Annotated in this window: 20 protein-coding genes and 1 pseudogene; 15 read left to right on the forward strand and 6 right to left on the reverse strand. The window is 69.2% G+C overall.

Going from position 1 to position 26479, the window contains the following annotated elements; genetic code table 11:
- Positions 1–20: 20 nt before the first annotated feature.
- The 6 genes from ACFJIT_RS07175 (at position 21) to ACFJIT_RS07200 (ending at position 6536) form a co-directional block, all read left to right on the forward strand.
- Positions 21–1019 (forward strand): acyl-CoA desaturase, encoded by a 999-nt coding sequence (locus ACFJIT_RS07175; RefSeq protein ID WP_379655425.1) that lies wholly within the window; start codon positions 21–23, stop codon positions 1017–1019.
- Complete coding sequence (locus ACFJIT_RS07180; protein WP_379655426.1) at positions 1016–2263, forward strand: NAD(P)/FAD-dependent oxidoreductase; 1248 nt, start codon at positions 1016–1018, stop codon at positions 2261–2263. The genes ACFJIT_RS07175 and ACFJIT_RS07180 overlap by 4 nt, the downstream gene beginning before the upstream one ends.
- Positions 2254–3135 carry a DUF1365 domain-containing protein gene (locus ACFJIT_RS07185; RefSeq protein ID WP_379655427.1) on the forward strand — a complete coding sequence of 294 codons (882 nt, stop codon included), beginning with the start codon at positions 2254–2256 and terminating at the stop codon, positions 3133–3135. Before ACFJIT_RS07180 ends, ACFJIT_RS07185 begins: the two co-directional genes overlap by 10 nt.
- The gene (locus tag ACFJIT_RS07190) at positions 3132–4427 is read left to right on the forward strand and encodes a class I SAM-dependent methyltransferase (protein ID WP_379655428.1); all 1296 of its coding nucleotides are present in this window, start codon (positions 3132–3134) and stop codon (positions 4425–4427) included. The genes ACFJIT_RS07185 and ACFJIT_RS07190 overlap by 4 nt, the downstream gene beginning before the upstream one ends.
- Positions 4424–5206 carry a DUF1295 domain-containing protein gene (locus tag ACFJIT_RS07195; RefSeq protein ID WP_379655429.1) on the forward strand — a complete coding sequence of 261 codons (783 nt, stop codon included), beginning with the start codon at positions 4424–4426 and terminating at the stop codon, positions 5204–5206. The genes ACFJIT_RS07190 and ACFJIT_RS07195 overlap by 4 nt, the downstream gene beginning before the upstream one ends.
- Positions 5207–5456: 250 nt before the next feature.
- Positions 5457–6536: an SAM-dependent methyltransferase gene (locus ACFJIT_RS07200; protein WP_379655430.1), complete on the forward strand. Its 1080-nt coding sequence runs from the start codon at positions 5457–5459 to the stop codon at positions 6534–6536.
- Positions 6537–6668: 132 nt separating this feature from the next.
- Here the strand turns inward: ACFJIT_RS07200 and creC are convergent, their stop codons facing one another.
- Together creC and creB are read right to left on the reverse strand one after the other, a co-directional pair.
- Positions 6669–8108 carry a two-component system sensor histidine kinase CreC gene (creC, locus tag ACFJIT_RS07205; RefSeq protein WP_379655431.1) on the reverse strand — a complete coding sequence of 480 codons (1440 nt, stop codon included), beginning with the start codon at positions 8106–8108 and terminating at the stop codon, positions 6669–6671.
- Between the two features lie 3 nt (positions 8109–8111).
- Positions 8112–8795, reverse strand: coding sequence for a two-component system response regulator CreB (creB, locus tag ACFJIT_RS07210; RefSeq protein ID WP_379655432.1), 684 nt, complete (start codon positions 8793–8795; stop codon positions 8112–8114).
- 35 nt (positions 8796–8830) lie between these two features.
- Between creB and ACFJIT_RS07215 the strand changes: the two genes are divergently transcribed.
- A complete protein-coding gene (locus ACFJIT_RS07215) occupies positions 8831–9688 on the forward strand; it encodes a 23S rRNA (adenine(2030)-N(6))-methyltransferase RlmJ (RefSeq protein WP_379655433.1) in 858 nt (285 codons plus the stop codon).
- Between the two features lie 3 nt (positions 9689–9691).
- On the opposite strand, the gene ACFJIT_RS07220 is transcribed toward ACFJIT_RS07215, so the two are convergent.
- On the reverse strand, positions 9692–11983 hold the full coding sequence (locus ACFJIT_RS07220) for a TonB-dependent receptor (protein ID WP_379655434.1): 2292 nt from the start codon (positions 11981–11983) through the stop codon (positions 9692–9694).
- Positions 11984–12584: 601 nt separating this feature from the next.
- Between ACFJIT_RS07220 and ACFJIT_RS07225 the strand changes: the two genes are divergently transcribed.
- The 6 genes from ACFJIT_RS07225 (at position 12585) to ACFJIT_RS07250 (ending at position 19640) form a co-directional block, all read left to right on the forward strand.
- A complete protein-coding gene (locus ACFJIT_RS07225; RefSeq protein WP_130518524.1) occupies positions 12585–13166 on the forward strand; it encodes a GNAT family N-acetyltransferase in 582 nt (193 codons plus the stop codon).
- A 78-nt stretch (positions 13167–13244) separates the two neighbouring features.
- Positions 13245–16736, forward strand: coding sequence for a transcription-repair coupling factor (mfd, locus tag ACFJIT_RS07230; RefSeq protein WP_379655435.1), 3492 nt, complete (start codon positions 13245–13247; stop codon positions 16734–16736).
- 764 nt (positions 16737–17500) lie between these two features.
- Positions 17501–18013 (forward strand): hypothetical protein, encoded by a 513-nt coding sequence (locus tag ACFJIT_RS07235; RefSeq protein ID WP_379655436.1) that lies wholly within the window; start codon positions 17501–17503, stop codon positions 18011–18013.
- Between the two features lie 10 nt (positions 18014–18023).
- Positions 18024–18293: a DUF6959 family protein gene (locus ACFJIT_RS07240; protein WP_379655437.1), complete on the forward strand. Its 270-nt coding sequence runs from the start codon at positions 18024–18026 to the stop codon at positions 18291–18293.
- A gap of 109 nt (positions 18294–18402) precedes the next feature.
- Positions 18403–19065, forward strand: coding sequence for a hypothetical protein (locus ACFJIT_RS07245; protein ID WP_379655438.1), 663 nt, complete (start codon positions 18403–18405; stop codon positions 19063–19065).
- Positions 19066–19190: 125 nt separating this feature from the next.
- Positions 19191–19640: an acetyltransferase gene (locus ACFJIT_RS07250; RefSeq protein WP_379655439.1), complete on the forward strand. Its 450-nt coding sequence runs from the start codon at positions 19191–19193 to the stop codon at positions 19638–19640.
- 65 nt (positions 19641–19705) lie between these two features.
- Here the strand turns inward: ACFJIT_RS07250 and ACFJIT_RS07255 are convergent.
- Positions 19706–24202: pseudogene (locus ACFJIT_RS07255) on the reverse strand (DEAD/DEAH box helicase).
- 237 nt (positions 24203–24439) lie between these two features.
- On the opposite strand from ACFJIT_RS07255, the gene ACFJIT_RS07260 reads away from it, so the two are divergent.
- Positions 24440–24775 carry a DUF3175 domain-containing protein gene (locus tag ACFJIT_RS07260; RefSeq protein ID WP_130518538.1) on the forward strand — a complete coding sequence of 112 codons (336 nt, stop codon included), beginning with the start codon at positions 24440–24442 and terminating at the stop codon, positions 24773–24775.
- A 45-nt stretch (positions 24776–24820) separates the two neighbouring features.
- On the opposite strand, the gene ACFJIT_RS07265 is transcribed toward ACFJIT_RS07260, so the two are convergent.
- Together ACFJIT_RS07265 and ACFJIT_RS07270 are read right to left on the reverse strand one after the other, a co-directional pair.
- Positions 24821–25654, reverse strand: a complete 834-nt coding sequence (locus ACFJIT_RS07265) for a PdaC/SigV domain-containing protein (protein ID WP_379655440.1) — start codon at positions 25652–25654, stop codon at positions 24821–24823.
- Between the two features lie 66 nt (positions 25655–25720).
- Entirely contained in the window at positions 25721–25993 is a 273-nt protein-coding gene (locus tag ACFJIT_RS07270; protein ID WP_234852490.1) for a GNAT family N-acetyltransferase, read from the reverse strand.
- Positions 25994–26205: 212 nt separating this feature from the next.
- On the opposite strand from ACFJIT_RS07270, the gene ACFJIT_RS07275 reads away from it, so the two are divergent.
- Complete coding sequence (locus ACFJIT_RS07275) at positions 26206–26418, forward strand: hypothetical protein (RefSeq protein WP_130522494.1); 213 nt, start codon at positions 26206–26208, stop codon at positions 26416–26418.
- The last annotated feature ends 61 nt before the right edge of the window (positions 26419–26479 follow it).

Consider the following 26479-nt stretch of genomic DNA (forward strand, 5'->3'; position numbering starts at 1 on the left):
GACGTACATCTCCTCACGCAATGCCTGAAGGAGTCTTCGTGCCAGACCCGGCCCTCGCCGATGCGCCCGTCTCCCCTGCCCCGCCCGCCGCCCGCGCGCGCTGGTGGCAGGCGCTGCGGCGCTGGTTCGACACCGCCGAAGACGCACCGCTCGATGCGGCCCGCGCCGACCGCATCGACTGGCTGCGTGCGGTGCCCTTCATCGTGCTGCACCTGATGTGCCTGGGCGTGTTCTGGGTGGGCTGGTCGTGGTTCGCCGTCGGCACCGCGGTGGCGCTGTACGCGGCGCGCATGTTCGCGATCACCGCCTTCTACCATCGCTACTTCGCGCACAAGGCGTTCAAGACCTCGCGTCCGGTGCAGGCAGCGTTCGCCGCGCTGGGCGCGATGAGCGTGCAGCGTGGCCCGCTGTGGTGGGCCGCGCACCATCGCCACCACCATCGGGTCACCGATACGCCGGACGATCCGCATTCGCCGCGCCAGCATGGCTTCTGGTGGAGCCACATGGGCTGGTTCCTGACCCCGCGCGGTTTCCGCACCGACTGGACCGCGATCCCGGATCTGCGCCGCTTCCCCGAGCTGCGCTTCATCGATCGTTTCGACCTGCTGCTGCCGGTGCTGCTGGCCGCCGGGCTGTTCGCGCTGGGCATGGCGCTGGAGCGCTGGGCGCCGTCGCTGCACACCGACGGGCCGCAGCTGCTGGTGTGGGGGTTCTTCGTCTCCACGGTGGTGCTGTTCCATGCCACGGTCACGATCAACTCGCTGGCGCACCGCTTCGGCTCGCGCCGCTTCGACACGCGCGATGACAGCCGCAACAACGCGCTGCTGGCGCTGCTGACCTTCGGCGAGGGCTGGCACAACAACCACCATCACTTCCCCGGCTCGGCACGGCAAGGCTTCGTGTGGTGGGAAGTGGACCTGACCTGGTACGGGCTCAAGCTGATGTCGTGGATGGGCCTGGTGCGCGACCTCAAGCCGGTGCCGCCGGGGCTGCTGCGCCGGACGCGGGGCGCGCGATGAGCCGCATCGCGGTGGTCGGCGGCGGCATCGCCGGCATGGGCGCGGCCTGGGGACTGTCGCAGCGTCATCAGGTGACGCTGTTCGAGGCCGGCGACTATCTGGGCGGGCATACGCACACCCACGACATCGAGATCGACGGGCGGCACTATGCGGTCGATACCGGCTTCATCGTGTTCAATCCGCTCCACTACCCGCTGCTGTCGCGCCTGTTCGACACGCTGGGCGTGGACTCGCAGCCGACCACGATGAGCTTCTCGGTCAGCGATGCGCGCAGCGGGCTGGAATACAACGCCGGCACGCTGGCCGGCCTGTTCTGCCAGAAGCGTAACCTGGCCAGCCCGACGTTCTGGCGGATGCTGGGCGACCTGCGCCGCTTCTACCGACAGGCGCCGCAGGTGCTGGCCGAGCCCGCGCCGGGACCGACGCTGGGCGAATACCTGGCGGCGAACGGCTACTCGGCCACCTTCCGCGACGCGCACATCGTGCCGATGGCCTCGGCGCTGTGGTCCTCGCCGGCCAGGACGATCCTCGACTTCCCGATGCGGCATCTGGTGCGTTTCATGCACAACCACCACATGCTGCAGCTGACCGGGCGCCCGCCCTGGCGCGTGGTCAGCGGCGGCTCGAACCGCTACGTACAGGCGCTGCAGCAAACCTGGCGTGTGGAAGTGCAGCTGGCCACGCCCGTGCACGGCGTCAAGCGCCAGGCGCAGGGGGTACGGCTGTGGACCGCCGCGGGCGAGCAGGACTTCGATGCGGTGGTGCTGGCCTGCCACGCCGACGATGCGCTGGCGCTGCTGGAGGACGCCGACCAGGAGGAGCGCGCGGTGCTCGGCGCGGTCACCTACCAGGACAACGACACCGTGCTGCATACCGACGCGCGCGTGCTGCCGCGCGATCGGCGCGCCTGGGCCGCGTGGAATGCGCGCCTGCCCGAGCAGGATGGCGACACCTGCACGGTGAGCTACTGGATGAACGCCCTGCAATCGCTGGACGCGCCGGTGCCCTTCATCGTCAGCCTCAACCAGGACGCACACATCGACCCGGCCCGCGTGCTGCGCCGGATGCTCTACCGCCATCCGCACCAGACCGCCGCCTCGGTGGCCGCGCAGGCGGCGCTGCCGCGCATCCAGGGGCGCGGCCAGGTGTGGCACGCGGGTGCCGGCTGGGGCTTCGGCTTCCATGAGGACGGGCTGCGCAGCGGACTGGACGTGGCCCGCGCACTGGGATCGCCATGGCCGTGAGCCACGCCCGCGAGACGGTTTCGGCCCCTGGCCAGGTGCACGACGCCAGTGCGCGCGCCGATGGTTTCGAGCGCGCTGCCGCCCCGAACGACTTGGCCAGCGCGCTGTACGTGGGCCGCGTGCGCCATCGCCGCCACGCACCCAAGCCGCATGCCTTCACCTGGCCGCTGTTCATGGCCTATCTGGACCTGGACGAGTTGGACCGCGTGTTCGCCGGGCGCTGGCTGTGGTCGCGCGGGCGCCGCAACGTGGTCGAGTTCCGGCGCGCGGATTTCCTCGGCGATGCCGCGGTGCCGCTGGATCAGGCGGTGCGCGATCTGGTGCAGGCGCGCACCGGCCAGCGGCCGCGCGGCCCGATCCGCATGCTCACCCACCTGCGCACCTTCGGTTACAGCTTCAATCCGGTGACGTTCTACTACTGCTTCGCCGCCGACGGCCGCACGCTGGAGACGCTGGTGGCACAGATCACCAACACGCCTTGGAAGCAGCGCCATGCCTATGTGCTGCCGGTGGCGCAGGCCATGGTCGATGGCGAGTTCCTGCAGTGGCGCTTCGACAAGCGCTTCCATGTCTCGCCGTTCATGGCGATGGAACACGACTACCGCTGGCGCTTCGATGTGCCGGGGCAGGCGCTGCGCGTGCATATGGATGTGCTGTGCCCGCCCGATCCGCAGGGCGGCAGCGGGCGTCGCTTCGACGCCGCCCTGAGCCTGCGGCGCCGGCCGATGAGCGGCCGGCACATGGCCGCGGCGCTGCTGCGCTATCCGCTGATGACCCTGCAGGTGATCGTCGGCATCCATTGGCATGCGCTGCGCCTGTGGCTGCGCGGCAATCCCGTCCACGACCATCCCGACAAGAGGGCCGCCCCATGACCCGCCTCGACGCGTCCACCACGCCCGCCGCCAGCGCGCCGGCCGATTCCGGCTCGTTCGTCGAACGCCTGCTGCGCCGCCGCCTGCTCGACACCCTGGGCCAGCTGCGCGGCGGTCGGCTGGTGCTCGAGGAGGCCGGCCAGATGCACGTGCTCGGCCACTGCGAGGTCGACGAGCCGGCGCCGCTGAGCGCGCACATGCGCGTCCACGACCCGGCGTTCTGGCGCATGGCCGCGTTGAACGGCAGCGTCGGCGCGGGCGAGGCCTGGATGGAAGGGCTGTGGGACTGCGACGACCTGGTCGCGCTGATGCGCCTGCTGGTGCGCAACCGCGACCTGCTCGACGCCATGGACAGCGGCACCGCGCGCCTGGGCGGCGCGGCGATGAAGCTGCTGCATGCCTGCTCACGCAACACCCGCCGCGGCAGCCGGCGCAACATCGCCGCGCACTACGACCTGGGCAATGCGCTGTTCGCGCTGTTCCTGGACGAGAACCTGATGTACTCCTCGGCCATCTACGAGGACCAGGACGAGTCGCTGGAGGTCGCCGCCACGCGCAAGCTCGACCGCATCTGCCAGAAGCTGCAGCTGGGACCGCAGCACCGGGTGGTGGAGATCGGCACCGGCTGGGGCGGCTTTGCCCTGCATGCGGCCGGGCGCTACGGCTGCCATGTCACCACCACCACGATCTCGCGCGAGCAGCATGACCTGGCCGCGCAGCGCATCGCGCAGGCCGGGCTGCAGGACCGCATCACCCTGCTGATGCGCGACTACCGCGACCTGGAGGGCCGCTTCGACCGGCTGGTCTCGATCGAGATGATCGAGGCGATCGGCCATCAATACCTGGACACCTACTTCGCCAAGATCGGCGACCTGCTGGCCCACGACGGCCAGGCGCTGATCCAGGCGATCACCATCGAGGATCATCGCTATGCGCAAGCGCGCGATTCGGTGGACTTCATCAAGCGGCACATCTTCCCGGGCAGCTTCATCCCCTCGGTCGCGGCGATGACCGGGGCGATGGCCAAGGCCAGCGACCTGCGCCTGTTCAACCTGGAAGACATCGGCCCCAGCTACGCACTGACCCTGCGCGCCTGGCGCGCGCGCTTCACCAGCCGGCTCGACGAAGTCCGCGCCCTGGGCTACGACGCGCGTTTCATCCGCATGTGGGTGTTCTACCTGGCCTATTGCGAGGCCGGCTTCCTGGAGCGCTCCATCGGCGATGTACAGCTGTGGCTGACGCGGCCCGGCGCACGCGCCGTGCAATACCCCTATGTGTTGGCAGGCGCATGAACGGCTGGCTGATTCTGTACGTGCTGCTGGTGGCGGCGGTGGTGATGCTGCTGGCCTGGCTGTGGCAGCGCCGCACGCGCAACGCCGGCGTGGTCGACGTGGTCTGGGCCGCGGGCATGGCCGGCAGCGCGGTGTACTACGCCGTTGCGGCGAACGGTGCGGCCCTGCCGCGTTCGCTGGTCGCGCTGCTGGGCGGGGCCTGGGGACTGCGCCTGGCCTGGCATCTGGGCCGGCGCGTGTTCGGCGATGCGCACGAGGACGGCCGCTACGCGTATCTGCGCCAGCACTGGCACGACCACCAGGGCAAGTTCCTGCTGTTCTTCCTGGCCCAGGCGCTGATGATCGTGCTGCTGTCGCTGCCGTTCTGGATCGTGGCGCACAACCCCAGCGCCGCGTTCTCGGCCTGGACCGCGGCCGGGATCGCGGTGTGGCTGGTGGCGTTGGCCGGCGAAAGCCTGGCCGATCGCCAGCTGGCCGCGTGGAAGCGCGATCCCGCGCACAAGGGCCGCACCTGCGACGCCGGCCTGTGGGCCTGGTCGCGCCATCCCAACTATTTCTTCGAGTGGGTGCACTGGTTCGCCTACGTGCTGCTGGCCGTCGGGCTGCCGTGGGGCTGGGTGCTGGCCGCCTTCAGCGGCCCGGTGCTGATGCTGGCCTTTCTCTATCGGCTCACCGGCATCCCCTTCACCGAGGCCCAGTCGCTGCGCAGTCGCGGCGAGGACTATGCGCGCTATCAGCGCCGGGTCAGCGCCTTCTTCCCGCGTCCGCCGAAGGCGTAGGCGTCATGGATTTCGGGATGAGCGCTGCCAACCACACCTCGTCGTTCCCGCGAAAGCGGGAACCCATGGACCTTGCTTTCCCGCCAGAAAGTCCCTGGATTCCCGCGTGCGCGGGAATGACGGTAGAGGGGCCTTGGCGACTGAGCGCTCCGTCCTTTAGGCGCGGCCCATGACGCAGCACCCGAACTTCCTAGCGCCTCGCATTCGCTACAGATCCCATCACACGCATTGAGTCCCCCTGGAGTTGCCGATGTCCGCCGCCCGCCCCCTGCCCGAACACGATGCCTCGCGCGAAAGCCTTACCACGCGCCTGGCCGAATCCGGCCGCCTGCCCGATCCGCTGCTGCGCCTGGGCATCCGTCGCCAGTGCGCACAGCGCCTGAAGGAAGAACGCCGCGGCGGTCCCGAGGCCGTGCGCCAGCGCCAGCAGGCGCTGCTCGACGCGCTGCGCCTGGACGCCATCGCGGTGGAGACCCAGGCCGCCAACCGTCAGCACTACGAGCTCCCGCCGGAGTTCTTCCGCCTGTGCCTGGGCAAGCACCTGAAGTACAGCAGCTGCCTGTGGGACGAACACACCACCGAGCTGACCCAGGCCGAGGAGAAGATGCTGCGCCTGTACGGCGAGCGCGCCGATCTGGCCAACGCCAGCCGCATCCTGGAGCTCGGCTGCGGCTGGGGGTCGCTGACGCTGTGGATGGCCGAGCGCTATCCGAAGACCATGATCACCGCGGTCTCCAACTCGCGCCCGCAGAAGGAATTCATCGAGGCGCGCTGCCGTGAGCGGGCAATCTTCAACGTCGAGGTCATCACCTGCGACGTCAATACGCTGCAATTGTCGCAGGGCATGTTCGACCGCGTGGTGTCGATCGAGATGTTCGAGCACATGCGCAACTACCAGACGCTGATGGGGCGCGTGGACGGCTGGCTCAAGCCGGGCGGCAAGCTGTTCGTGCACATCTTCTGCCATCGCGAGCTGGCCTATCTGTTCCAGACCGAAGGCGAGGACAACTGGATGGGGCGGCACTTCTTCACCGGCGGGCTGATGCCGGCGGCCGACACGCTGCTGCAGTTCCAGGAGGCGCTGACCCTGGAGGAGCGCTGGCTGCTGCCCGGCACGCACTACGAGAAGACCGCCAACGCCTGGCTGGCCAACCAGGACGCGCACCGCGACCAGATCATGGGCCTGATGCGCCAGACCTACGGCGTGTCCGAGGCGGCCCGCTGGTACCAGCGCTGGCGCATGTTCTGGATGGCCTGCGCCGAGCTGTTCGGCTACGCCGGCGGCAGCGAGTGGATGGTCGGCCACTACCGCTTCCGCAAGCCCGCCTGACGCGATCGCCTCGCCCCTCCCCTTCGCGCGACCAGCGCAAGCGACCTGCCCCTCCCCTTTGCGCGAAGCGCAAGGGGGAGGCCGGGAGGGGGTGCTCTTCGCGAAGACCCTCAGCCGCAGCTCAACGCTCCCTCAAGCGACAGGCAACTCCACCGTCGCCACCGCCCCACCCTCCTCGCCGTTCCACAGCGCAACCCGCCCCCCGTGCAGCCGCACCACCTCGCGCACGAACGGCAGCCCCAGCCCGGTACCACGGCGCCCACTGCCCGGCGCGGGCAGCGAATAGAACCGCTCGAACACCCGCGCCAACGCATAGTCCGGCACGCCCGACCCGGCATCGCGCACGCGCAGCACCACCATGCCCTCGGCGGAACCGGCCGACAGGACGATGCGCCCACCCCGCGGCGAGAACGCCAGCGCGTTGTCCAGCAGATTGGCCAGCGCCTGGCGCAGCAGGAAGGCATCGCCCTGCACCACCAGCCCCGCCTCGGCCTGCACCTCCAGCGCCACCTCCGCGGCCTGCAGGCGCGGCGCCATGGCCGCGGCCACCTGCGCGAACAGCTCTGCCACCGCCACCGGCGCGCGCGTCTGCAGCCAGCCATGCTGTTCGACCTCGGCCAGCGCCAGCAGCTTGTCGATGGTCTCGGTCAGGCGCTGCTGCTGGTCCAGGATGTTGCGCGCGAAGCGCTGGCGCTCGGCCTCCGGCAGCGGCTCCTGCAGCAGCTCGGCCGCGCCGCGGATGCCGGCCAGCGGGCTTTTCATCTCGTGGGTCAGCGACTGCACGTACTGCTCGACGTAGTCCTTGCCCTCCAGCTTGCGGCGCATGGTTTCCAGTGCCTGGCCCAGGTCGCCGATCTCATCGCGCCGCGGCTTGGGCGGCGCCACCGGCAGGCCGGCGCTGACCGCCTGCGCATAGCGGTTGAGCCGGCCGATGCCACGCGCCAGCCACCAGGTCATCAGCACGCCGATCAGCACCGACAGCCCCACCAGCCAACCGCCGCGGCGCAGGATGCTGCGCTGGCTGGCGGCGATGAACGGCTCGAAGGTGCGGTTGGGCTGGGACAGCGTGAGCACGCCGATCAGCCGCCGCGACGCATCGCCCGGCGCATAGATCGGCGCGGCCACGTGCATCACGGTGTTCACCTGATCGCCCGGCGTCTCGGGGCTGGAGCGCGCGCCGTACTGGCCGCGCAGCGTGCGGTAGACATCGTTCCAGCGCGAGTTGTCGCGGCCCAGGTCCTGCCCGCGCGAGTCGAACACCACCACCCCGCGCGCGTCGGTGATGCTGACCCGGTAGTCGATGCGCTTCTTCGGGATCTGCCAGATGTGCGCATCGACCTCGCGCTGGAAGGCGGTGTCCATCTCACGCGCGAACCGCCCCGTGCCGATGCGCCCGGCGGCCAGGTCGTCGGCGGCCATCACCGCCAGCACGTTGGCCGTGTCCACCAGCGTGGACTCCATCGCCTGGCGCACGCCCGGCTTGACCTCGGCCACGAACACGCGCATGACGAAGAACGCCGCCAGGCCGGTGATCAGGAAGAAGCCGAGGAACAGCCGCAGACCCAGCTTCATCGGCTACAGCTCCAGCGAATAGCCCAGCCCGCGATGCGTGCGCACCGGATCGGGCTGCGCGCCGGCCGCGCGCAGCTTGGCGCGCAGGGTCTTGATGTGCGTGTCCACGGTGCGATCGGCGCTGTCGGCATCGCGGTCCCAGCCGCGGTCCATCAGCTGGGCGCGGCTGAGGATCGCGCCGGGCCGCTGCAGTAGCGCGGCCAGCAGCGCGTATTCGTAGCGGGTCAGGTCCAGCGGCTGGTCGCGGAAGCGGATGCGATGGCCTTCGTCGTCGATGCTGAACGCGCCCTGCGCGCGCTCGGTCGGCGCCGCGCTGGCCGGCCGGCGCAGGCGGGCGCGCACGCGCGCGACCAGCTCGCGCGGGGAGAACGGCTTGGCCACGTAGTCGTCCGCGCCCAGCTCCAGGCCCAGCACGCGGTCGATCTCGTCGTTGCGCGCGGTCAGGAACAGCACCGGCACCTGGCTGAAGGCGCGCAGCTGCCGGCACACCTCGAAGCCGCTGCCGTCGGGCAGGCCCACGTCCAGCACTACCACGTCGATGCCGCCGCCGCGCACGCGCGGCGCCACCTCGCGCGCCAGCGCCACGTGCTCGGCCTGCAGGCCTTCGCTGCGCAGCGCATAGAGCACCGCGTCGGCGATGGCGAGCTCGTCTTCCACGACCAGAACCTTGGGCATGCCGCCCAGCATAGCCGCGCCCTGCCGCGCGCTCTATCCTTGCGCGCATGAACTATCGACACGCCTTCCACGCCGGCAACCATGCCGACGTGCTCAAGCACATGGTGCTGGTCAACCTGCTGGAGGCGCTGAACCGCAAGGACAGCCCCTACTTCGTGCTCGACACCCACGCCGGGCGCGGCCACTACCTGCTGGCCTCGCCGGAGGCGCGCAAGACCTCCGAGGCCGAGCACGGGGTGTTCAAGCTGTTCGGCCAGCCGCAGCTGCACCCCAGCATCGAGGCCTATCTGCGCGCCGTGCAGGCGCACAACCCGGTCGGCGCGCTGGTGGCCTACCCCGGCTCGCCGCTGCTGGTGGCCCAGCACCTGCGCGAGGGCGACCGCCTGGCCGCCTGCGAACTGCAGCCCGAGGAGGCTCAGGCCCTGCGCGAGCTGTTCCACCGCGACACACGCGTGGCGGTGCATGCGCGCGACGGCTACGGCGCGATCAAGGCCCTGCTGCCGCCGCGCATCGGCCAGGTCAAGTACGGCCGCGGCCTGGTGCTGATCGACCCGCCCTACGAGGCGCAGGACGCCGAGTACCCGCAGATCATCGCCGCCGTGCGCGAGGGCCTGACCCGCTGGCCCGGCGCCAGCTTCGCGGTCCGGTACCCGATCAAGCAGCGGCGCACGCTGCAGCCCTTCCTGCGCAAGGCCGCGGCGCTGCCGGCGCGTTCGGTCTGGCTGGCCGAGCTGCAGGTGCGCGCCGACGATTCGCCGCTGCGCCTGGCCGGCAGCGGCATGCTGATGATCAACGCCCCCTGGCAGTTCGAGCAGGCCATCGCCCCGGCCCTGCCGCAACTGCAGCAGGCCCTGGGCGAGGCCGGCGCGACCACCCGGCTGGAATGGCTGCGGCAGCCGGACTGAAGCCTAGAACTTCTTGCGCAGGGTCACGAACACCTGTCGCGGCGCGCCGGCCTGCATGGTGTTGTTGAGCGAGGCGGCGGTGTTGAAGAACTGCCCCGAGCCCAGCGCGGCGATGTAGCGCTTGTCCAGCAGGTTGGTGGCGTTGAGCTGGATCTCGCTGTTGTCCCAGATCCCGCCTGCGAGGCGGTAGCCCAGCGTCGCATCGACCAGGGTGTAGCCCGGCGTGGTGACATCGCCGGTGTAGGTCACGTTGCGCTTGGAGGTGTAGGCGCCGGACAGGTTGCCGAACAGCGTGCCGTCGTCGTAGTTGAGCTCCAGCTTGGCCAACTGCGCAGGGGTGTCCACCGGCCGCACGCCGCGCGTGGGTACCGTGGTGGTGCCGTTGACGGTGTCGTCGTCGTACTGGCTGTCGTTGTAGGAATAGGAGCCGATCAGCGACAGCGCCGGGTCGATGCGCCAGGTCAGACCGGCCTCCACGCCCTGGCTGGTCACGCTGCCCACGTTCTGCAGCACGCTGGGATTGCCCAGGATGTTGGCCGAGCTGAAGGCCGCCAGCAGGCGGTTCTCGAACTCGACGTGGTACAGCGTCAGCGAACCGCGCAGCGCATCGGCATCGAAGCGCCAGCCGCCTTCCACCGTGCGCGAGGTCTCCGGCTTGAGCGTGCCGCGGATCGCCTCGAACCCGGCCTGGGTGGTGCCGAACGGCCCGCGGAACGAGCTCTGGAAGGCGCGCATGTTCTCGGCATAGTTGGCGAAGAACTCGCTGCCGCCCACGCGCCAGGCCGCGCCCACCTGCGGCTGGAACCAGTCCTTGGCCTCGATATAGCCGTTGATGAACGGCGTGCCGGCGCGAGTGACGATGCCGTTGCGCACCTTGGCGCCCTTGAAGCCGGCGTCGATGGTCAGCCGATCGTTGACCGACCAGCGATCGCTCAGCGAGACCTGGTTGGTGATGGTGGTGAGGTCGGTGAGGAAGTCGCTGCGGAACGGATTGGACAGGAAGTCGGTCACGTCCGGGCGGTGAGTCAGACTGGCCGCGTAGTAATTGCGATCGGTCGAACCGCGGTTGTCCTCGTACCAGTAGGTCGCCTGCAGGCTGTGCGCGCCCAGCGTGGCGGTGGCCTCCAGCAGCGCGCCATCGCGGTCCACGCCGTATTCGGTGGTGCGCACCGACAGCGGGAAGCCGTCGGGGCTGAACACCGCCGGCGTATAGATGCCGCCCGAGCCCTTGTCGGTGTGGCGGTAGTAGGTGCCCTTCAGGCTGAGCCAGTCGCCCACTGGCACTTCCAGCGTGCTGGCGCCCAGCCAGTCGCGGCGGATGCCGCCGCTGTCGTAGTAGGTGTCGTTGACGGTCTTGTACGGCGCCGGGAACTGCGTGCCGGCCGACGGGAATGGCAGCGGCTTGCGCGCCGCGGCGGCCTTGCGGTTGGCATCGACCTGCGAGAGCAGGATGGCCGTGGCGTAGTCCGGCGCCAGGAAGTCCAGGTCGTAGCCGATGGTGCGCAGCGTGGCCGGCGAGAGGTCGGCGTAGTTGCGCTCGCGGTGCAGCGAGTAGTTGACCCAGGTGGTCAGCGTGGCGCGGCCGATCTCCTGCTCCCACTTGGTGTTGAGCTTGCGGTCGGGCTGGGTGCCGCTGCCCTTCCACTTGTCCGCGTCGTGGTACACGCCGGAGATGGACAGGCGCGTGCCGGTGGACAGCTGGCCGGTCTCGGCGCGGGCGAAGACGTGCGTGGTCGCATCGCTGCCATAGGTCGCGGCCACCTCGCCGCCGGCCTTGTCCCCCAGCGGCCGCGAATAGAACTGCAGGCTGCCGCCCAGGTTGCTGGTCGAGGCCACGCCCAGCCCGCCGGCGCCCTGGGCGAATACCACCCGGTCGATGTTCTCGGCGGCGATGGCGCGGCTGATGTGCAGGCCGTTCCAGGTGTTGTAGAACATGTCGCCCAGCGGCACGCCATCCAGGGTGTAGCCCATCTGGCTCTGGTTGAAGCCGCGCACCGACAGGCGCGTGCCCAGCTCGTAGGTGCCGAACGGATCGGAGGACTGCAGCGCCACGCCCGGCAGCCGGGCGATGGCCTTCAGCGGCGAGCTGCCCGGCGCCAGCAGGTCGATGGCCTGGGCCGAGACCGTCTGCTCGGCGCGCACGGCGCCGTCGCCGTACACCACGATCTGCGACAGCTCGGCGGGCTTGGAAGGATCGGTGGCGGCGGCGCCGTCGGTGGTCTGGGCGTGCAGCGGCGCGGCCAGCACGGTCAGGACCACCGGCAGCCGCGAGGCGAGCGCGAGGCGTGATGTCATGGGGAGATGGGCAGATGCAAGGGCCAGCGACGATATCGGCGCTGCGCTGCAGCAGTACGACGGGCAGATGACAGTCGGGTGTGGGTGACATGTCGGTGCGGCAGGTCCAGCGGCGCGCGGCGATGGCAAACCCGGTTGATGCGACGTTTGGACGTCCATGGATTCCCGCCTTCGCGGGAATGACGGTCGGGGTTGTCGCTCCCGTCGTTGTCGTGGCCGCGGCAGATGACGGCAGCGGCTAAGCTGTGTCCATGCCGTGTCAGCGCCGGTCGCGTCGCGCAACGGTCATCAAGCTTTCCTGGCCACGCCCATCAAGCCTGAAAGCTCACCATGACCATCAAGCTCGGAAGCTCACCCCGGTCATCGAGCTTCGAACCCCACCCTCGTCGTTCCCGCGAAACGCGGGAACCCATGGACGTTCGCGCGAAAAGCTCAAGGCCCCGGATCTAACCGGCGCTCCGGTTTCAGCCAGGCGACCACCCCGTGTCCAAGCCATGTCACCGACACGCACCGCCCCCGCTTACCATGCGCCCTACCCTGTCCGCACCGTCATCACCCATGTCAATCCGGACTTCACCCGGCCCGTGCCAGCATCGGTTCCATGAGCGGGCAAAAGCGACTGCCGCCGTGGCATGAGAACTTCCGGTTGCGTGACGGCCGGGAACTGCTGATCCGCCCCATCCGGCAAGAGGATGCGGCGCCGATCCGTGGTGCATTCGAGCTGCTGGAACCGATCGAGATCCGCCAGCGCTTTCTCACGACCATGGCCGAACTTCCGGCGGACCAGGCCGCGCGCCTGTGCAGCCCGGACCCAAGAACCGAATTCGCCCTGGTGGCGGCCGAGCCCTTGCCTCCCGGCGAGGCGCTGGTCGGCGCCGTGGCCAGGGCCCGGGTGCTGCCCGACGGCCAGCAGGCCGAGTACGCCGTGCTGGTCAGCCGCTTCATCGCCGGCCAGGGCGTGGGCCGTCACCTGATGCGCAGGCTGGTCAAATGGGCGCGCGGCCGCAATCTGCGGCAGCTGCTCGGCGATGTGCAGCACGACAACCAGCCCATGCTGCAGCTGGTGCGCTCGCTCGGCTTCCGCGTCCTGCCCGAGCGCCCGGCCCAGGGGCTGGTGCGCGTGGTGCTGGACCTGGACACCGCCGACGGGCGCCTGCCCGCCGAGACCACCAGCCCGGCCTGAAGCGCCTCGCCCGCCGGGCTCCCCCGACGGGCCGCCTCACGCGGCCGGGCTCGCTGGCCACGTTAAAATGATGGGCTGATGAGTAAGCCAGTCCCCTCCCCGCCGCTGCCTCGCGCCGGCCACGCGCGCGCCTGGTGGCGCGCACCCGCCTCCCCGACCGCCCTGGCCTGGTACCTGATCCAGGCCGCGCGCGCCCACGATGGCCCGCTGCTGGCCATCGCCGCGGACAACCATGCAGCGCACCAGATCGAATCGGACCTGCACACCCTGCTCGGCCCCGACGCCGCGCTGCCGGTGCTGCCGTTCCCGGACTGGGAAACCCTGCCCTACGACCGCTTCAGCCCGCATCCGGACATCGTTTCCCAGCGCCTGGCCGCGCTGAACCGCCTGCCCACCCTGGCGCGCGGCATCGTGGTGGTGCCGGTGCAGACCCTGATGCAGCGCCTGGCGCCGGTGGCGCGCATGTCCGGCAGCAGCTTCGACTACAGAGTCGGCGAGAAGCTGGACTTCGACACCGAGAAGCGCCGGCTGGAAGCGGCCAGCTACCGCAACGTGCCGCAGGTGCAGGACCCGGGAGACTTCGCCGTGCGCGGCGGCCTGCTGGACGTCTATCCGATGGGCGCCAAGGCGCCGCTGCGCATCGAGTTGTTCGACGAGAGCATCGACACCATCCGCGCCTTCGACCCGGAGACCCAGCGCTCGCTGGAGAAGACCGAGGCGATCCGCATCCTGCCGGGGCGCGAGGTACCGCTGGACCCGCGCAGCGTGGAGAAGGCGATGAACGCGCTGCGCGAGCGCTTCGACGTGGACACGCGCCGCAGCAGCCTCTACCAAGACCTCAAGTCCGGCCTGGCGCCGGCCGGCATCGAGTACTACCTGCCGCTGTTCTACGAGCAGACCGCCACCCTGTTCGACTACGTGGGCGACAAGGCGCTGCCGGTGCTGGCCGATGCCGCGCTGGCCAACGCCGACGCGTTCTGGCTGCAGGCGCAGTCGCGCTACGAGCAGCGCCGGCACGACGTCGAGCACCCGGTGCTGCCGCCCGAGGAGCTGTACCTGGCGCCCAACCCGCTGCGCGAGCTGCTCAACCAGCGCCCGCGCGTGGAGCTGTGCGGGCCGACGCATCCGCGCGTGGAGGACGCCGCGCCGCTGGGCGACGTCACACTGCCGCCGCTGCCCCTGGCCCCGCGCGACGCGCCCGCCGGTCACGCGCTGCGCCAGTTCATCGAAGGCTACCCCGGCGGCGTGCTGGTGGCGGCCGACTCGGCCGGCCGCCGCGAGGCGCTGCTGGAGGTGATGCAGTCGGCCGGGCTGAAGCCGCAGGTGGTCCCCGACTTCACCGCCTTCCTCGGCGGACGCGCTGCCAGCGACGGCGAGGCCGCGCCGCTGAAGTTCGCCATCGCCGTGTCGCCGCTGGAAGACGGCTTCGCCCTGGAGGCCCCGCGCATCGCGGTGCTGACCGAGCGCCAGCTGTTCCCCGAGCGCGCCAACCAGCCGCATCGCCGGCGCCGCAGCGGCAAGGAACCCGAGGCGATCATCCGCGACCTGGGCGAGCTGTCCGAGGGCGCGCCGATCGTGCACGAGGACCACGGCGTGGGCCGCTACCGCGGCCTGGTCACGCTGGAGGCCGGCGGCATGCCGGCCGAGTACGTGGAGATCGAGTACGCCAAGGGCGACCGCCTGTACGTGCCGGTGGCCCAGCTGCACCTGATCAGCCGCTACTCCGGCGCCTCGGTGGAGACCGCGCCGCTGCATTCGCTCGGCGGCGAGGCCTGGACCAAGGCCAAGCGCCGCGCCGCGGAGAAGGTGCGCGACGTGGCCGCCGAACTGCTGGAGATCCAGGCCCGCCGCCAGGCCCGCGCCGGCCTGGCGCTGGACGTGGACCGGGCCATGTACGAGCCGTTCGCCGCGACCTTCCCCTTCGAGGAGACGCCGGACCAGCACGCGGCCATCGAGGCGGTGCTGCGCGATCTGGCCAGCAGCCAGCCGATGGACCGGGTGGTCTGCGGCGATGTGGGCTTCGGCAAGACCGAGGTCGCCGTGCGCGCGGCCTTCGCCGCGGCCAGCGCCGGCAAGCAGGTGGCCGTGCTGGTGCCGACCACGCTGCTGGCCGAGCAGCACTACCGCAACTTCCGCGACCGCTTCGCCGACTGGCCGCTGCGCGTGGAGGTGCTCTCGCGCTTCAAGTCGACCAAGGAGATCAAGGCCGAACTGGCCAAGGTGGCCGAGGGCCAGCTGGACGTGATCGTCGGCACCCATCGCCTGCTGCAGGCCGACGTCAAGTTCAAGGATTTGGGCCTGGTGATCGTCGATGAGGAGCAGCGCTTCGGCGTGCGCCAGAAGGAGGCGCTCAAGGCCATGCGCGCCAACGTGCACCTGCTCACCCTGACCGCCACGCCAATCCCGCGCACGCTCAACATGGCCATGGCCGGCCTGCGCGACCTGTCGATCATCGCCACCCCGCCGGCCAACCGCATGGCGGTGCAGACCTTCGTCACCGTCTGGGACGAGGCGCTGCTGCGCGAGGCCTTCCAGCGCGAGCTCGCCCGCGGCGGCCAGGTGTACTTCCTGCACAACGACGTGGAGAGCATCGGCCGCATGCAGCGCGACCTGCAGGCGTTGGTGCCCGAGGCGCGCATCGGCGTGGCCCACGGCCAGATGCCCGAGCGCGAGCTGGAACAGGTGATGCTGGGGTTCCAGAAGCAGCGCTTCAACGTGCTGCTGTGCTCGACCATCATCGAGTCGGGCATCGACATCCCCAACGCCAACACCATCATCATCAACCGCGCCGACCGCTTCGGCCTGGCCCAGCTGCACCAGCTACGCGGCCGTGTCGGCCGCTCGCACCACCGCTCCTACGCCTATCTGGTTGCGCCGGAAACGCGTGCGCTGACCGACGATGCGCGGCGCCGGTTGGAGGCGATCTCCTCGATGGACGAACTGGGCGCCGGCTTCATGCTCTCCACCCACGACCTGGAGATCCGCGGCGCCGGCGAACTGCTGGGCGAGGACCAGAGCGGCCAGATGGCCGAGATCGGCTTCAGCCTGTACACCGAGCTGCTGGACCGCGCCGTGCGCTCGATCCGCCGCGGCCACCTGCCCGACGTGGACGTGGGCGAAGAAGCCCGCGGCGCCGAGATCGGCCTGCACGTGCCGGCGCTGATCCCCGAGGACTACCTGCCCGACGTGCACACCCGCCTGACCCTGTACAAGCGCATCTCCAGCGCCCGCGACGTGGACGAACTGCGCGAGCTGCAGGTCGAGATGATCGACCGCTTCGGCCTGCTGCCCGACCCGGTCAAGCACCTGTTCGCCACCGCCGAGCTCAAGCTCAGCGCCGACGCGCTGGGCATCCGCAAGCTGGAACTGGGCGAGAGTGGCGGGCGCATCGTGTTCGAGGCCAAGCCCAAGGTCGACCCGATGACCGTCATCCAGCTGATCCAGAAGCAGCCCCGCATCTACGCCATGGACGGCCCGGACAAGCTGAAGATCAAGCTGCCCCTGCCCGAGCCGGCCGACCGGTTCAATGCGGCCAAGGGGCTGATGGCGGCGCTGGCGCCGGCGGGGTGACCGGCGCAGGGGGGCAGCGGACTGCTGTAGATTGGCCCCGTAAGGGGCAACACCCCACGGCGTGGAGTCCTTTCGAGGACTTGGATTACATTCTGCAAATTCAACGGCTTAATGCATTGGTAGCTCCCAATGCCCTGTGCCATTTATGAAGCGGTGTCGCCATCGTTTAGACGTTCACTTAGCGGATCGGGTGCGCGCGAGTGCCACCAAGGAACTGAGTTGCCTTCAGAAAGCCGATTGACCCATCGCTCCTCCAATCACAGAATCCAGGGCAGGCCACGGCGCGGGGTTTACAGGCGGGTTGGACGCATATGCAAGCTTTACTTTTAGTTGCTTCATTCCTGTTCTTGGCAGCTGTGCTTGTCTACATGCATGCCGTGTTTAATTTCTACGCCTTGGTAAAAGTGGAACGACCTGACTGGGTGGATCGACGTGGATCGCTCGGTTTCTTCTACACAGGCATGCCTTCCCTCGCAAACCCGAACGTCGGGCTGGCCACCATCGGCATTGCATTCAGTACCAAGCGGCATGAATTGCGGTCCTCGCGAGCCCGCAAGTACGCAGACCGTATCCGCATCCTTCTCCCTCTAGGCTTGGCTCTTTTTCTGAGCATACTGGCGATAGTCATCGTCCGCTCGCCCTAATCATTCGAACAATTCGGCACCAAACACCCTAGCCAAGGATTCAATGATTGACTGACCACTCCCGCGCCCAACAGAATCGGGCTTATGCTCAAGTTTGGTTGCACTAGTGGTTAGGTGCTCATGAGACTGATCATCGCGTTTGTCGCAGCAGCACTCGCACCTACGTGCGCCTTGGGGCTTTGGTATCTATATGGTCAGTTCGCCACGTTTGACTCGAGCGATCCATATATTTGGATTCGTACACGTGGATTCCTGCTGATCTGTTTGGTGATTTCGGCGGCTCACGTAGTCGCCTTAGGCATTCCCGCATATCTCCTGCTCCGATGGCGCCGCGCGCTCCGCTGGTGGAGCGCATTGCTCTCCGGCTTCGTCTTGGGAGCAGTCCCGGTCGGCATTTTTTCGTGGCCTTTGCGGTACTCCGGACCGGGGAGCTCCTCGTCGGTCAATGGCGTAGACACGATGGTAGACGGCATCCCGACCATGGCAGGCTGGGTGCAATACCTCGGCGGCATCTCCTTCTTTGGTGCTTGCGGCGCACTTGCAGCTGCGGCGTTTTGGGTGGTGCGGTGCATGATCTCTAACGATTCATTCAAGCCGAATCCGCTGCGCGGGTCGGCCTACTTCAGGCGATAGGCACCAGATCATGCATACCGCGGACGTTGAGATTTACTCAGACCAGACCAACGCAGCGGTGCTGCGGCATCCGGGACGGCGCTTTCCTGGCGTGCTGATCCAAGGTGATTCGCTCCACGCTCTCTGTGTTCAGGCGGACGATGCTTGTGCTGCAGCAAAGGGAAAGTTGGACTCTGATGCGTATGTGGAGCTCAACCACCTGCGCAATGCGCTTTGGGGCTATCTCAATCACTACAAATCTGTACTTGGTAAGCACGAGCTCCCCCTGCCGTTTGGTTAGGACGCAAGTGCCTAATGATCGATTTAAACCACTTCGACCATTACGAAGATAGTAGGCGCGCTAAGCAGCAGGCAGTAGACCTTCCATTGAATTGACCAAGCCAGTTTCCATGAACTATCGAAGCATCTTGAAGACGGTCGGCGTGATGCTGGTGCTGTTCGGACTGATCGACTTGGCATTGATGATCTACTGCGTGGTCAACGGCTTGGGCTACTCCTCGAGCTTCAACATCTTTGCCATCGCAGCGGGCGTCTTCCTGATGCGGGGCAGTCTCCGCGCCGCACACGTGATTACTGTGCTTTGCGCCTTCATCATGGGCGCCGTCATCGGCGTGACGCTCCTGATCCTTCCATTTGTCCTGCCGATCGGCTTGCTGGTGACGCAGGTCAAGCTGTATCCCGGACAGAGCCTCCTGTCATGGTTGGCGGCCCTGCTTTGGCTGGGTTTACTGGTCTGGACCTATCGCCAGCTGCGCAAGGCGCCCGTGCTGGAGGCGTCACGCGCGGCCGGCCGCCGCATGGCCCGGCCGTACTTCACTTTCGGAGTGGGCCTAGCGTTTGCCATTCTGATGGCCGCCCTGCTCCATGTGACGCTTCACGGCGCAGCTGCCAGCAAGGCCGTGGCTCTGGTGCGACAACAACTGGGGCCTGGCTACAAGTACGCCACGCAATCCATCCAGTGGGGTGGCGGGCGTGGCCGTGCCGTCGCCGCCGCGTACAACGACCATGAGATCAAGTACGTTCCGGTGCGGTGGGATGATCAGGAACCCTGAGGCTCCTGCACAGGAACTTTGCGCCTGAATCCGATTCCGTCCCACGGAAGCTCTGCGGACATTGGTATCCATCTACCATACGGCGCTGGGCACGGCAGACGCCGCCATATAAAGAGCATTACCAAATGAACATCCGTAAAGCGCAGCCGGAAGACCATCCATCGCTCCTTGGCATCTGGGAACAATCGGTGCGCGCGTCGCACGATTTCCTGTCGGAGCGAGACATCCAATCGCTGCTTCCCCTCGTGCGCGATCAAGCCTTGCCGGGTCTTGAAGTCTGGATCCTGTGCGACGAGGCGTCATCGCCGATCGGCTTCATGGGGCTGGACGATAACAAGATGGAGGCATTGTTTATTGCTCCTACCAGCTTTCGGCGCGGCGGTGGAAAGGTCATGCTTGAGCATGCGAGAAAGTTGAAAGGCGCCCTGAAAGTAGACGTCAACGAGCAGAATCCCCGCGCGGTCGCGTTTTACCTCTCCAATGGGTTTGTCGTCTCTGGCCGCTCCCCCTTGGATGCCCAAGGGTTGCCATTCCCGTTGTTGCATCTGGAGGAGGCCAGCCGGAGCGCCGCATAGCCGCTCGAGCCAACGCCGCCTCACGGCTCGGTTTCAGGCCGGGGATGTGCGCGCTACAGGCGAGATCAGGCTCGCTTGTCGAGCAGCGAGAGAAGCGATCCGACCTCTCCTTCTGCTACGCCAGACCTCCCGCTTTGAATCGCAGAGCCCGTGCCGGTCATCAGCGCCAGCGCCGCAGCGCGCGCATCGGCGTCCAGTTCGACCAGCGCCTCGAAGCGCTCGCTCGCCCAGGTCGCGATCGGCACGCCGTCGCGGTAGACCACGCGGTTGCCGGGCACGCGCGGGATGCGTTCGCCGGGCAGGACGGTGCCGAGCAGGTTGGCGGGGTCGCAGGCGGAGAGCGCCAGCAGGGTGCCTTCGTGCGGGCGGCGGCGGGTATCGCGCAGCAGGCCGATCGCTTCGGGCAGGGCGAACTGTTCGCCGCTCAGGCCTTCGATGAAGCGACCGCCGCGGATCTCGCCGCGCGCTTCCAGGCGCTGGTAGACGCGCGACAGTTCGCGCCAGGGCGGTAGCCAGGTGGCCTCGCGTTCGAGCAGGCGCCAGGCGACCACGCCATAGCGCTGCAGCAGCACGCGGGCGATATGTTCGAGCGAGGACGTGCGGGCCTCGGCCTGCAGGGCGCGGGCCTGCGCGTCGTCGGCTTCGGCCTGCGGCGCGCTGCGCACCAGCGCCCAGCGGCCCGCGTCCTGGATGCCGAACAGCGGCACGCGCCGGCGCTTGCGCGACAACGCGGACGGGCGCTTGGAGGCCGGCACCAGCAGCGCGCGCAGGCCGCCGAAGCTGTCGCAGTGGGCGCGGCCGCGGGCGACCAGTTCGGACAGGGCGTCCTCCAGCTCGGTGGACAGCAGCCGCGTGCCTTCGGCGATCTCGTCGAAGAACGAGGCGCCGTGCGTGGCCAGATAGTCGGCGACGCGCTGCGCCCGCGAGCCCAGCGCGGCCTCGCCCTCGCCGTGCGGCGCCAGCCGCGTCCAGTGGGCGGCGGTGCGACGCGGCAGCAACAGGATGGGTGTGGCGCGCAGCGACTGGCCGGTGCCGCCGGCCGGCTTGGCGACCTTGGTGGCGGCCTTCGCGCGCGAGGCGCTGGATCCCCGCGTGCGCGGGGATGACGGAATCACCGAGGCCGAGGTCCCGGGCGCCGGACGCAGACGCGTCCACAGGGTGCGGCCGGCGCTGCACAGTTCGTCCAGCCACGAGGGCGCGTAGTCGCGCACCCGCGCCGTGAGCAGTTCGTGCTCCCAGACCGCGGCCTGCGCCTCGTAGCCTTCCAGCTGCGCCAGGACGCCGGCCAGGGCCTCGGGGCCGGCCACGCGCGACTCGGCATCCAGGTGCTGCCAGCGGAACAGGAAGCGCGCGTAGTCGCGCGCCGGGGACCGGCTCGATCTCGCGCCGCAGCCGGCCCAGCGTGTAGCGATGGATGCGCGCCAGCAGATGGCGCTCGCACCATTCGTCCTGCGCGGCGCCGGGCGTGAAGCGGCCGGCGATGACGAAGCCATCGGCCTGCAGGGCCAGCAGGCCGGCCTGCACCTGGGTCAGCGGCAGCTGCAGGTCCGCCGCGATCACGGCCGCCGGCAGCGGGCCGAATCCGGACAGGCGTGCGCGCAGCAGCTCGCGCAAGGCCGGCTCGGGCTGCCAGTCCTCCACTTCGTAGCCACGCGGCGCGGCGATGGCCGGCTCGGGAACGGCGCCGGCGTAGAGCGGGCCGAACTGGGCCAGGCGCTCGGCGGCGATCCACAGCCCCGGCGCGCCCTGCGCATCGACCAGCCGCGCGGCGCGGCCAGCCTGCGTCAGCTGCTGCAGCCAGCCGGCCCAGCCGGCATTGGCCTTGATTTCCGCCGGCGTCAGCACGCCCAGGCCGCTCAACGCCTCATGCAGTTCGTCGGCGTCGCGCGCCTGCGGCCAGGCCTCGGCGCGCACGGCGGCGATGGCGTCGGGATCGAGCCGACCCAGGTCATCGGCCGTTTCCGGATCGCCGTAGCGGCGCGACTGCACCGCCTGGGTGCGGCGTTCCTCCAGCGGCGCGTCGTCGAGGAAGGCGTAGGGCCGCGCGTTGAGCGCCTCGGCCGCCAGCGGCGAGGGGCCGGTCAGATCGCGCGCCAGCAGGCGCACCTGGCCGCTTTCCATGCGCCGCAGCAGCGCCAGCCAGCCTTGCGCGTCCATCGCCTCATGCAGGCAATCCTCCAGCGTCTGCGCGACCAGCGGATGGTCGGGCACCTCGCGCTCGCCGACGATGTTCTCCAGGCAGGCGACCCGGTCGGGGAAGACCGTGGCCAGCAGGTCCTCGGACTTCATGCGCTGCAGCTGCGGCGCGGTCCGGCGGCCGCCGGTGAAGCGCGGCAGCGCCAAGGCGTTGGTCGCGTTCCAGCGCCAGCGCACGCCGAACAGCGGCGCATCCAACAAGGCCTGCACCAGCACCTCCAGCGCGCTGCCGGACTTGAGGTAATGCCAGACCTCCTCCAGCGGGAAGCTGTGGCTGGTGGACAGGGACAGCACGATGGCGTCCTCGGTCGCGGCCGCCTGCAGCTCGAAGTTGAAGGTGCGGCAGAAGCGCTTGCGCAGCGCCAGGCCCAGGCGCGGTTGAGCCGGCTGCCGTAGGGGCTGTGGATGACCAGCTGGGTGCCGCCGCTGCCGTCGAAGAAGCGCTCCATCACCAGCTGCTGCTGGGTCGGCAGCGCGCCCAGCGCGGTCGCCGCGGCGACCAGGTAATCGGCGATCTGCCGCGCGGCCTCGGCGTCGAGCCGCAGCTGCGTGCGCAGCAGCGCGAGCACGGCCTCGCGTCCGCCCTGCTCGGCCGCTTCGCCCACCTCCGCGCGCAGGCGCGAAACCGCCTGCGACAGCTCGTCGGTGCGGCCCGGCGCCTCGCCGAGCCAGAACGGGATATTGGGCGCGGCGCCGCGCGCATCCTCCACCCGCACCCGGCCCGGCTCCACGCGCAGGATGCGATAGCTGGTATTGCCCAGCTGGAACACGTCGCCGGCCAGGCTCTCGACCGCGAAGTCCTCGTTGACCGTGCCGATGGTCTGCGCCTGCGGTTCCAGCAGCACGCTGTAGTCGCCGGTCTCGGGGATGGTGCCGCCGCTGGTCAGCGCCGTCATGCGCGCGCCGCGGCGCTGGCGCAGGCGGCCGTTGACCGCATCGCGGTGCACGTAGCCGGCGCGCTGGCCGTTGCGGGTGGCGAAGCCCTCGGAGAGCATGCGCACCACCGCGTCGAATTCTTCGCGCGTCAGCCGCGCATACGGCCAGGCGCCACGCACCAGTTCGAACAAGGCGTCCTCGTCCCAGTCCTGGGTGGCGGTCTCGGCCACGATCTGCTGGGCCAGCACGTCGCGCGGCGCCTCGAGCAGGTGGAGTGCGTCCAGTTCGCCGCGCCGCACGGCATCGAGCAGCGCGGCGCATTCGACCAGCTCATCGCGCGACTGCGGGAACAGCCGCGCCTTGGGCGTGCCGCCGACCGCATGGCCGGAGCGCCCGGCGCGCTGCAGGAAGGTGGCGATGGAGCGCGGCGAGCCGATCTGACAGACCAGGTCCACATCGCCGATGTCCAGGCCCAGCTCCAGCGAGGCGGTGGCCACCAGCACCTGCAGCTGGCCGGCCTTGAGGCGCTGTTCGGCCAGCAGCCGCGCCTCGCGCGCCAGGCTGCCGTGGTGCGCGGCCACCGCATCCTTGCCCAGCAGCTCGCCCAGGTGCCGGGTCACGCGCTCGGCCATGCGCCGGGTGTTGACGAACACCAGCGTGGTGCGGTGCTCCCGCACCAGCGCGGCGATGCGCTCGTGGATCTGCTGCAGCTGGTCGCCGGACAGCACCACCGACAGCGGCGTGGGCGGCAGCTCCAGCGCCAGATCGCGCCGGCGCGTATAGCCGATATCGACGATGGCGCAATCCGGCGTGTCGCCGTGCACATGGCGGCTGCCGACCAGGAAGCGTGCGACTTCCTCGATCGGCTTCTGCGTAGCCGACAGGCCCACGCGCACCGGCGGGGTCGGGCACAGGTGGGCCAGACGCTCCAGCGACAGCGCCAGGTGGCTACCGCGCTTGCTGGCGGCCACGGCGTGGATCTCGTCGACGATGACGGTGCGCACGTGGCGCAGGGAGGCGCGGCCCGATTCGCTGCCCAGCAGCACGTACAGCGACTCGGGCGTGGTCACCAGCACATGCGGCGGCAGCTTGCGCGCTGCGGCGCGCTCGCGCTGCGGGGTGTCGCCGGTGCGCACGGCGGTGCGGATGGCCACATCGGGCAGCGCCAGCGCGCGCAGTTCGGCGCGGATGCCGGCCAGCGGCGCTTCCAGGTTCAGATGGATGTCGTTGGACAGTGCCTTGAGCGGCGAGACGTACAGCACCCGGGTTTCGTCCGGCAGCGCGCCGCCGGCCGCCACGCCCTCGCGCACCAGCGCATCCAGCGCCGCCAGGAAGGCGGTCAGCGTCTTGCCCGACCCGGTCGGCGCGGCCACCAGCGTGTGCCGCCCGGACTGGATCGCTGGCCACGCCTGGACCTGGGCGTCCGTCGGCGACGGAAACGCCCCGGCGAACCAGCGCTGGACGGCGGGATGGAAGGACAAGGCGGGCATGGCGTTCGCACGGAAGCGTGAACCCAAGATGGGGACGTCCGGGGCCGCGGTCAACACGCCCGGAATGCCGGCCTGTGATGCGATGCAGAACGCGAAATGGGACCGGTGCCTCGGAACCCCGCGCAACGCAAAGACTTTTGCAACAGTCAGTTCGCGTTTTCTTTAGGTCCTCATCGATAGCGTCCTACGTGCTGCGCCCCAGCATCCCCCGACTGAGCGCGAACAGGAGCAAGACTGATGATGACGTTGAAACACGCACACCCGTCCCAGGAAGAAGAGCATCACCAGGACCCACGCTGGTCACAGCACGTCACCGAAACCAGCCATTCGCTGGACCTCAAGCCCGGCGTCTTCGAGCAGGACGACCCGAAGGACATCGCCCACGCGCTGAAGCGTGCGGCCGAGGCCAGCACCCGGCGCAAGGCGCCGCCCTTCCGCTCGGCCATGTCGATGCTGGTCTTCTACATCAACCGCGCCGGCAGCACCCTGCCGCGGCAGCGGCTGGACATCCTGGAGCGCGCCAAGGACGAACTGCGGGCGCTCTACGGCAAGCCGCGCAAGGCGGCCGCCTGATCCAAAGCGGCGCGGGCGATCCGCAGCGTGGCGCCCGCCCTCCCCTTACTTGACGAACAGCCCCGCGTCTTCCGGCGCCAGATAGGGCGCGAGCACCTGCGCGGGCACGTCCACGGTCTGGGTGCCGTCCGAGTACGGCCCGACCTGATACGGCGGGAAGACGAACCGCAGCGCGGTGATCTTGCCGTCGGCGTTCATCACCGGCTGGAACAGGCTGAAGTTCTCCAGCTTGGGCGCGGTGCCCTCGTCGATCATCTGGGTGGCCGACTGCAGCAGGCTGGCGCGGTCCTCCGGCGACATGCCGGGATCGTCGTTGCGCAGCGAGGCGGCGGTGTGCAGCTGTTCGCGCACATAGCTGCTGACCGCCTCCAAGCCCTTGCCCTGCGTCAGCAGCGACTGGGTGGTGAGCAGCGTCTGCCGCTGCGGCAGCCAGGTGAAGCGCGCCACCAGCGGCTCGCCGTGCGCCCCGCCGGTGTAGCGGCTGCCGTTGCCCGACACGGCCACCACCTCGGGCGTGTTGGCGACCATGTCGAAGGCCAGCGACAGCTCGTACGGCGCGGTCGGCTTCTCCTGACCGAGGTCCTTCACCGCCTCCATCAGCCCCTGGCGCGCGGCGCCGGCGTAATCGCCGACGGCCTTGGCCAGGCCCGGGTACTGGTTGATCTGCGGCGGATAGCTGATGCCGATGACATAGCGCGGGTCGGATTCGGCCACGTCGGCCAGCGCGGCCTGGGCCGGCGGCGACGAGGCGGCAGGCGCGGTGTTGGCGGGCGTCGCGCCGTTGGCCGGCGCGCTGGCTTGGGGCGGCGACGACGGGCTGCATGCGGCCAGCAGGCCCGCCACCAGCAGTGCGGGGACGATGGTCTTTCCTGTACCCATGGAAGTCATTCCTTCTTGCAAAAAACGGCAGGAGTGTAGCGGCGCGCGGGCCTGCAGGGCGGGCCTTCAGGCCCGCAGATCGGCGTACTCGGGATGGCGCTGCAGGAAGTCCGCGCTGTAGCTGCACACCGGGACGACCTTCAGGCCCTCGTTCCTGGCCAGGTCCAGCGCCGCGCGCACCAGCTCGCTGGCCAGGCCGCGATTGCGCAGCGCGTCGGGTACGAAGGTGTGGGTGATGACCATCTGCGCCCCGTGGCGACGGTACTCCAACTCGGCCTGCTGGCCGTCCTTGTCCAGGAAGAACTTGCCGGCGGCGGGATCATGTTGGACGTCGGGCACGGGGCGCTGACCTTGGCTGAGAGGATGCACAGCCTGCCACGCCCGGCGTGAGACCGGCGCATGGCAGGGTCTGACCCAGCGCGTCACTTTCGCGCCGCCCGGAAGTCGGATGCCGCCCCGTGACGCCCCGCCACGTGGCGTCGAATTTTGGCACGGAAGCTGCATATGCAGTCCCCACGAACCAAGCGACGAATCAGCTAGGGGGACGTGCGATGAGTCAGATCGAAGAGGCGGGCAGCGTGGCGGGCGTGTCGTCCAGCGATTTCACCCTGCTCGAAGGCCTGTACCAGCTTTCCGTGAATGGCAACACCCAGGACTGGGAGTTCGAGCGGCTCAACAACGCCGTCTACGAGCGCCTGCTCTCGTCCTATGGCAGCGACGATGTTCCGTTCGATCAAAGCAAGAGCGCGCTGGCAGGGTCCTGACCAGCCGCGCCACCGGATTCGCGTTTCACCATTGGAAACGGGCAACGGGGGTTGCCCGTTT

This window comes from Pseudoxanthomonas sp. UC19_8 (genome assembly GCF_042700505.1).
In the GTDB taxonomy this organism is placed as follows: domain Bacteria; phylum Pseudomonadota; class Gammaproteobacteria; order Xanthomonadales; family Xanthomonadaceae; genus Pseudoxanthomonas_A; species Pseudoxanthomonas_A winnipegensis.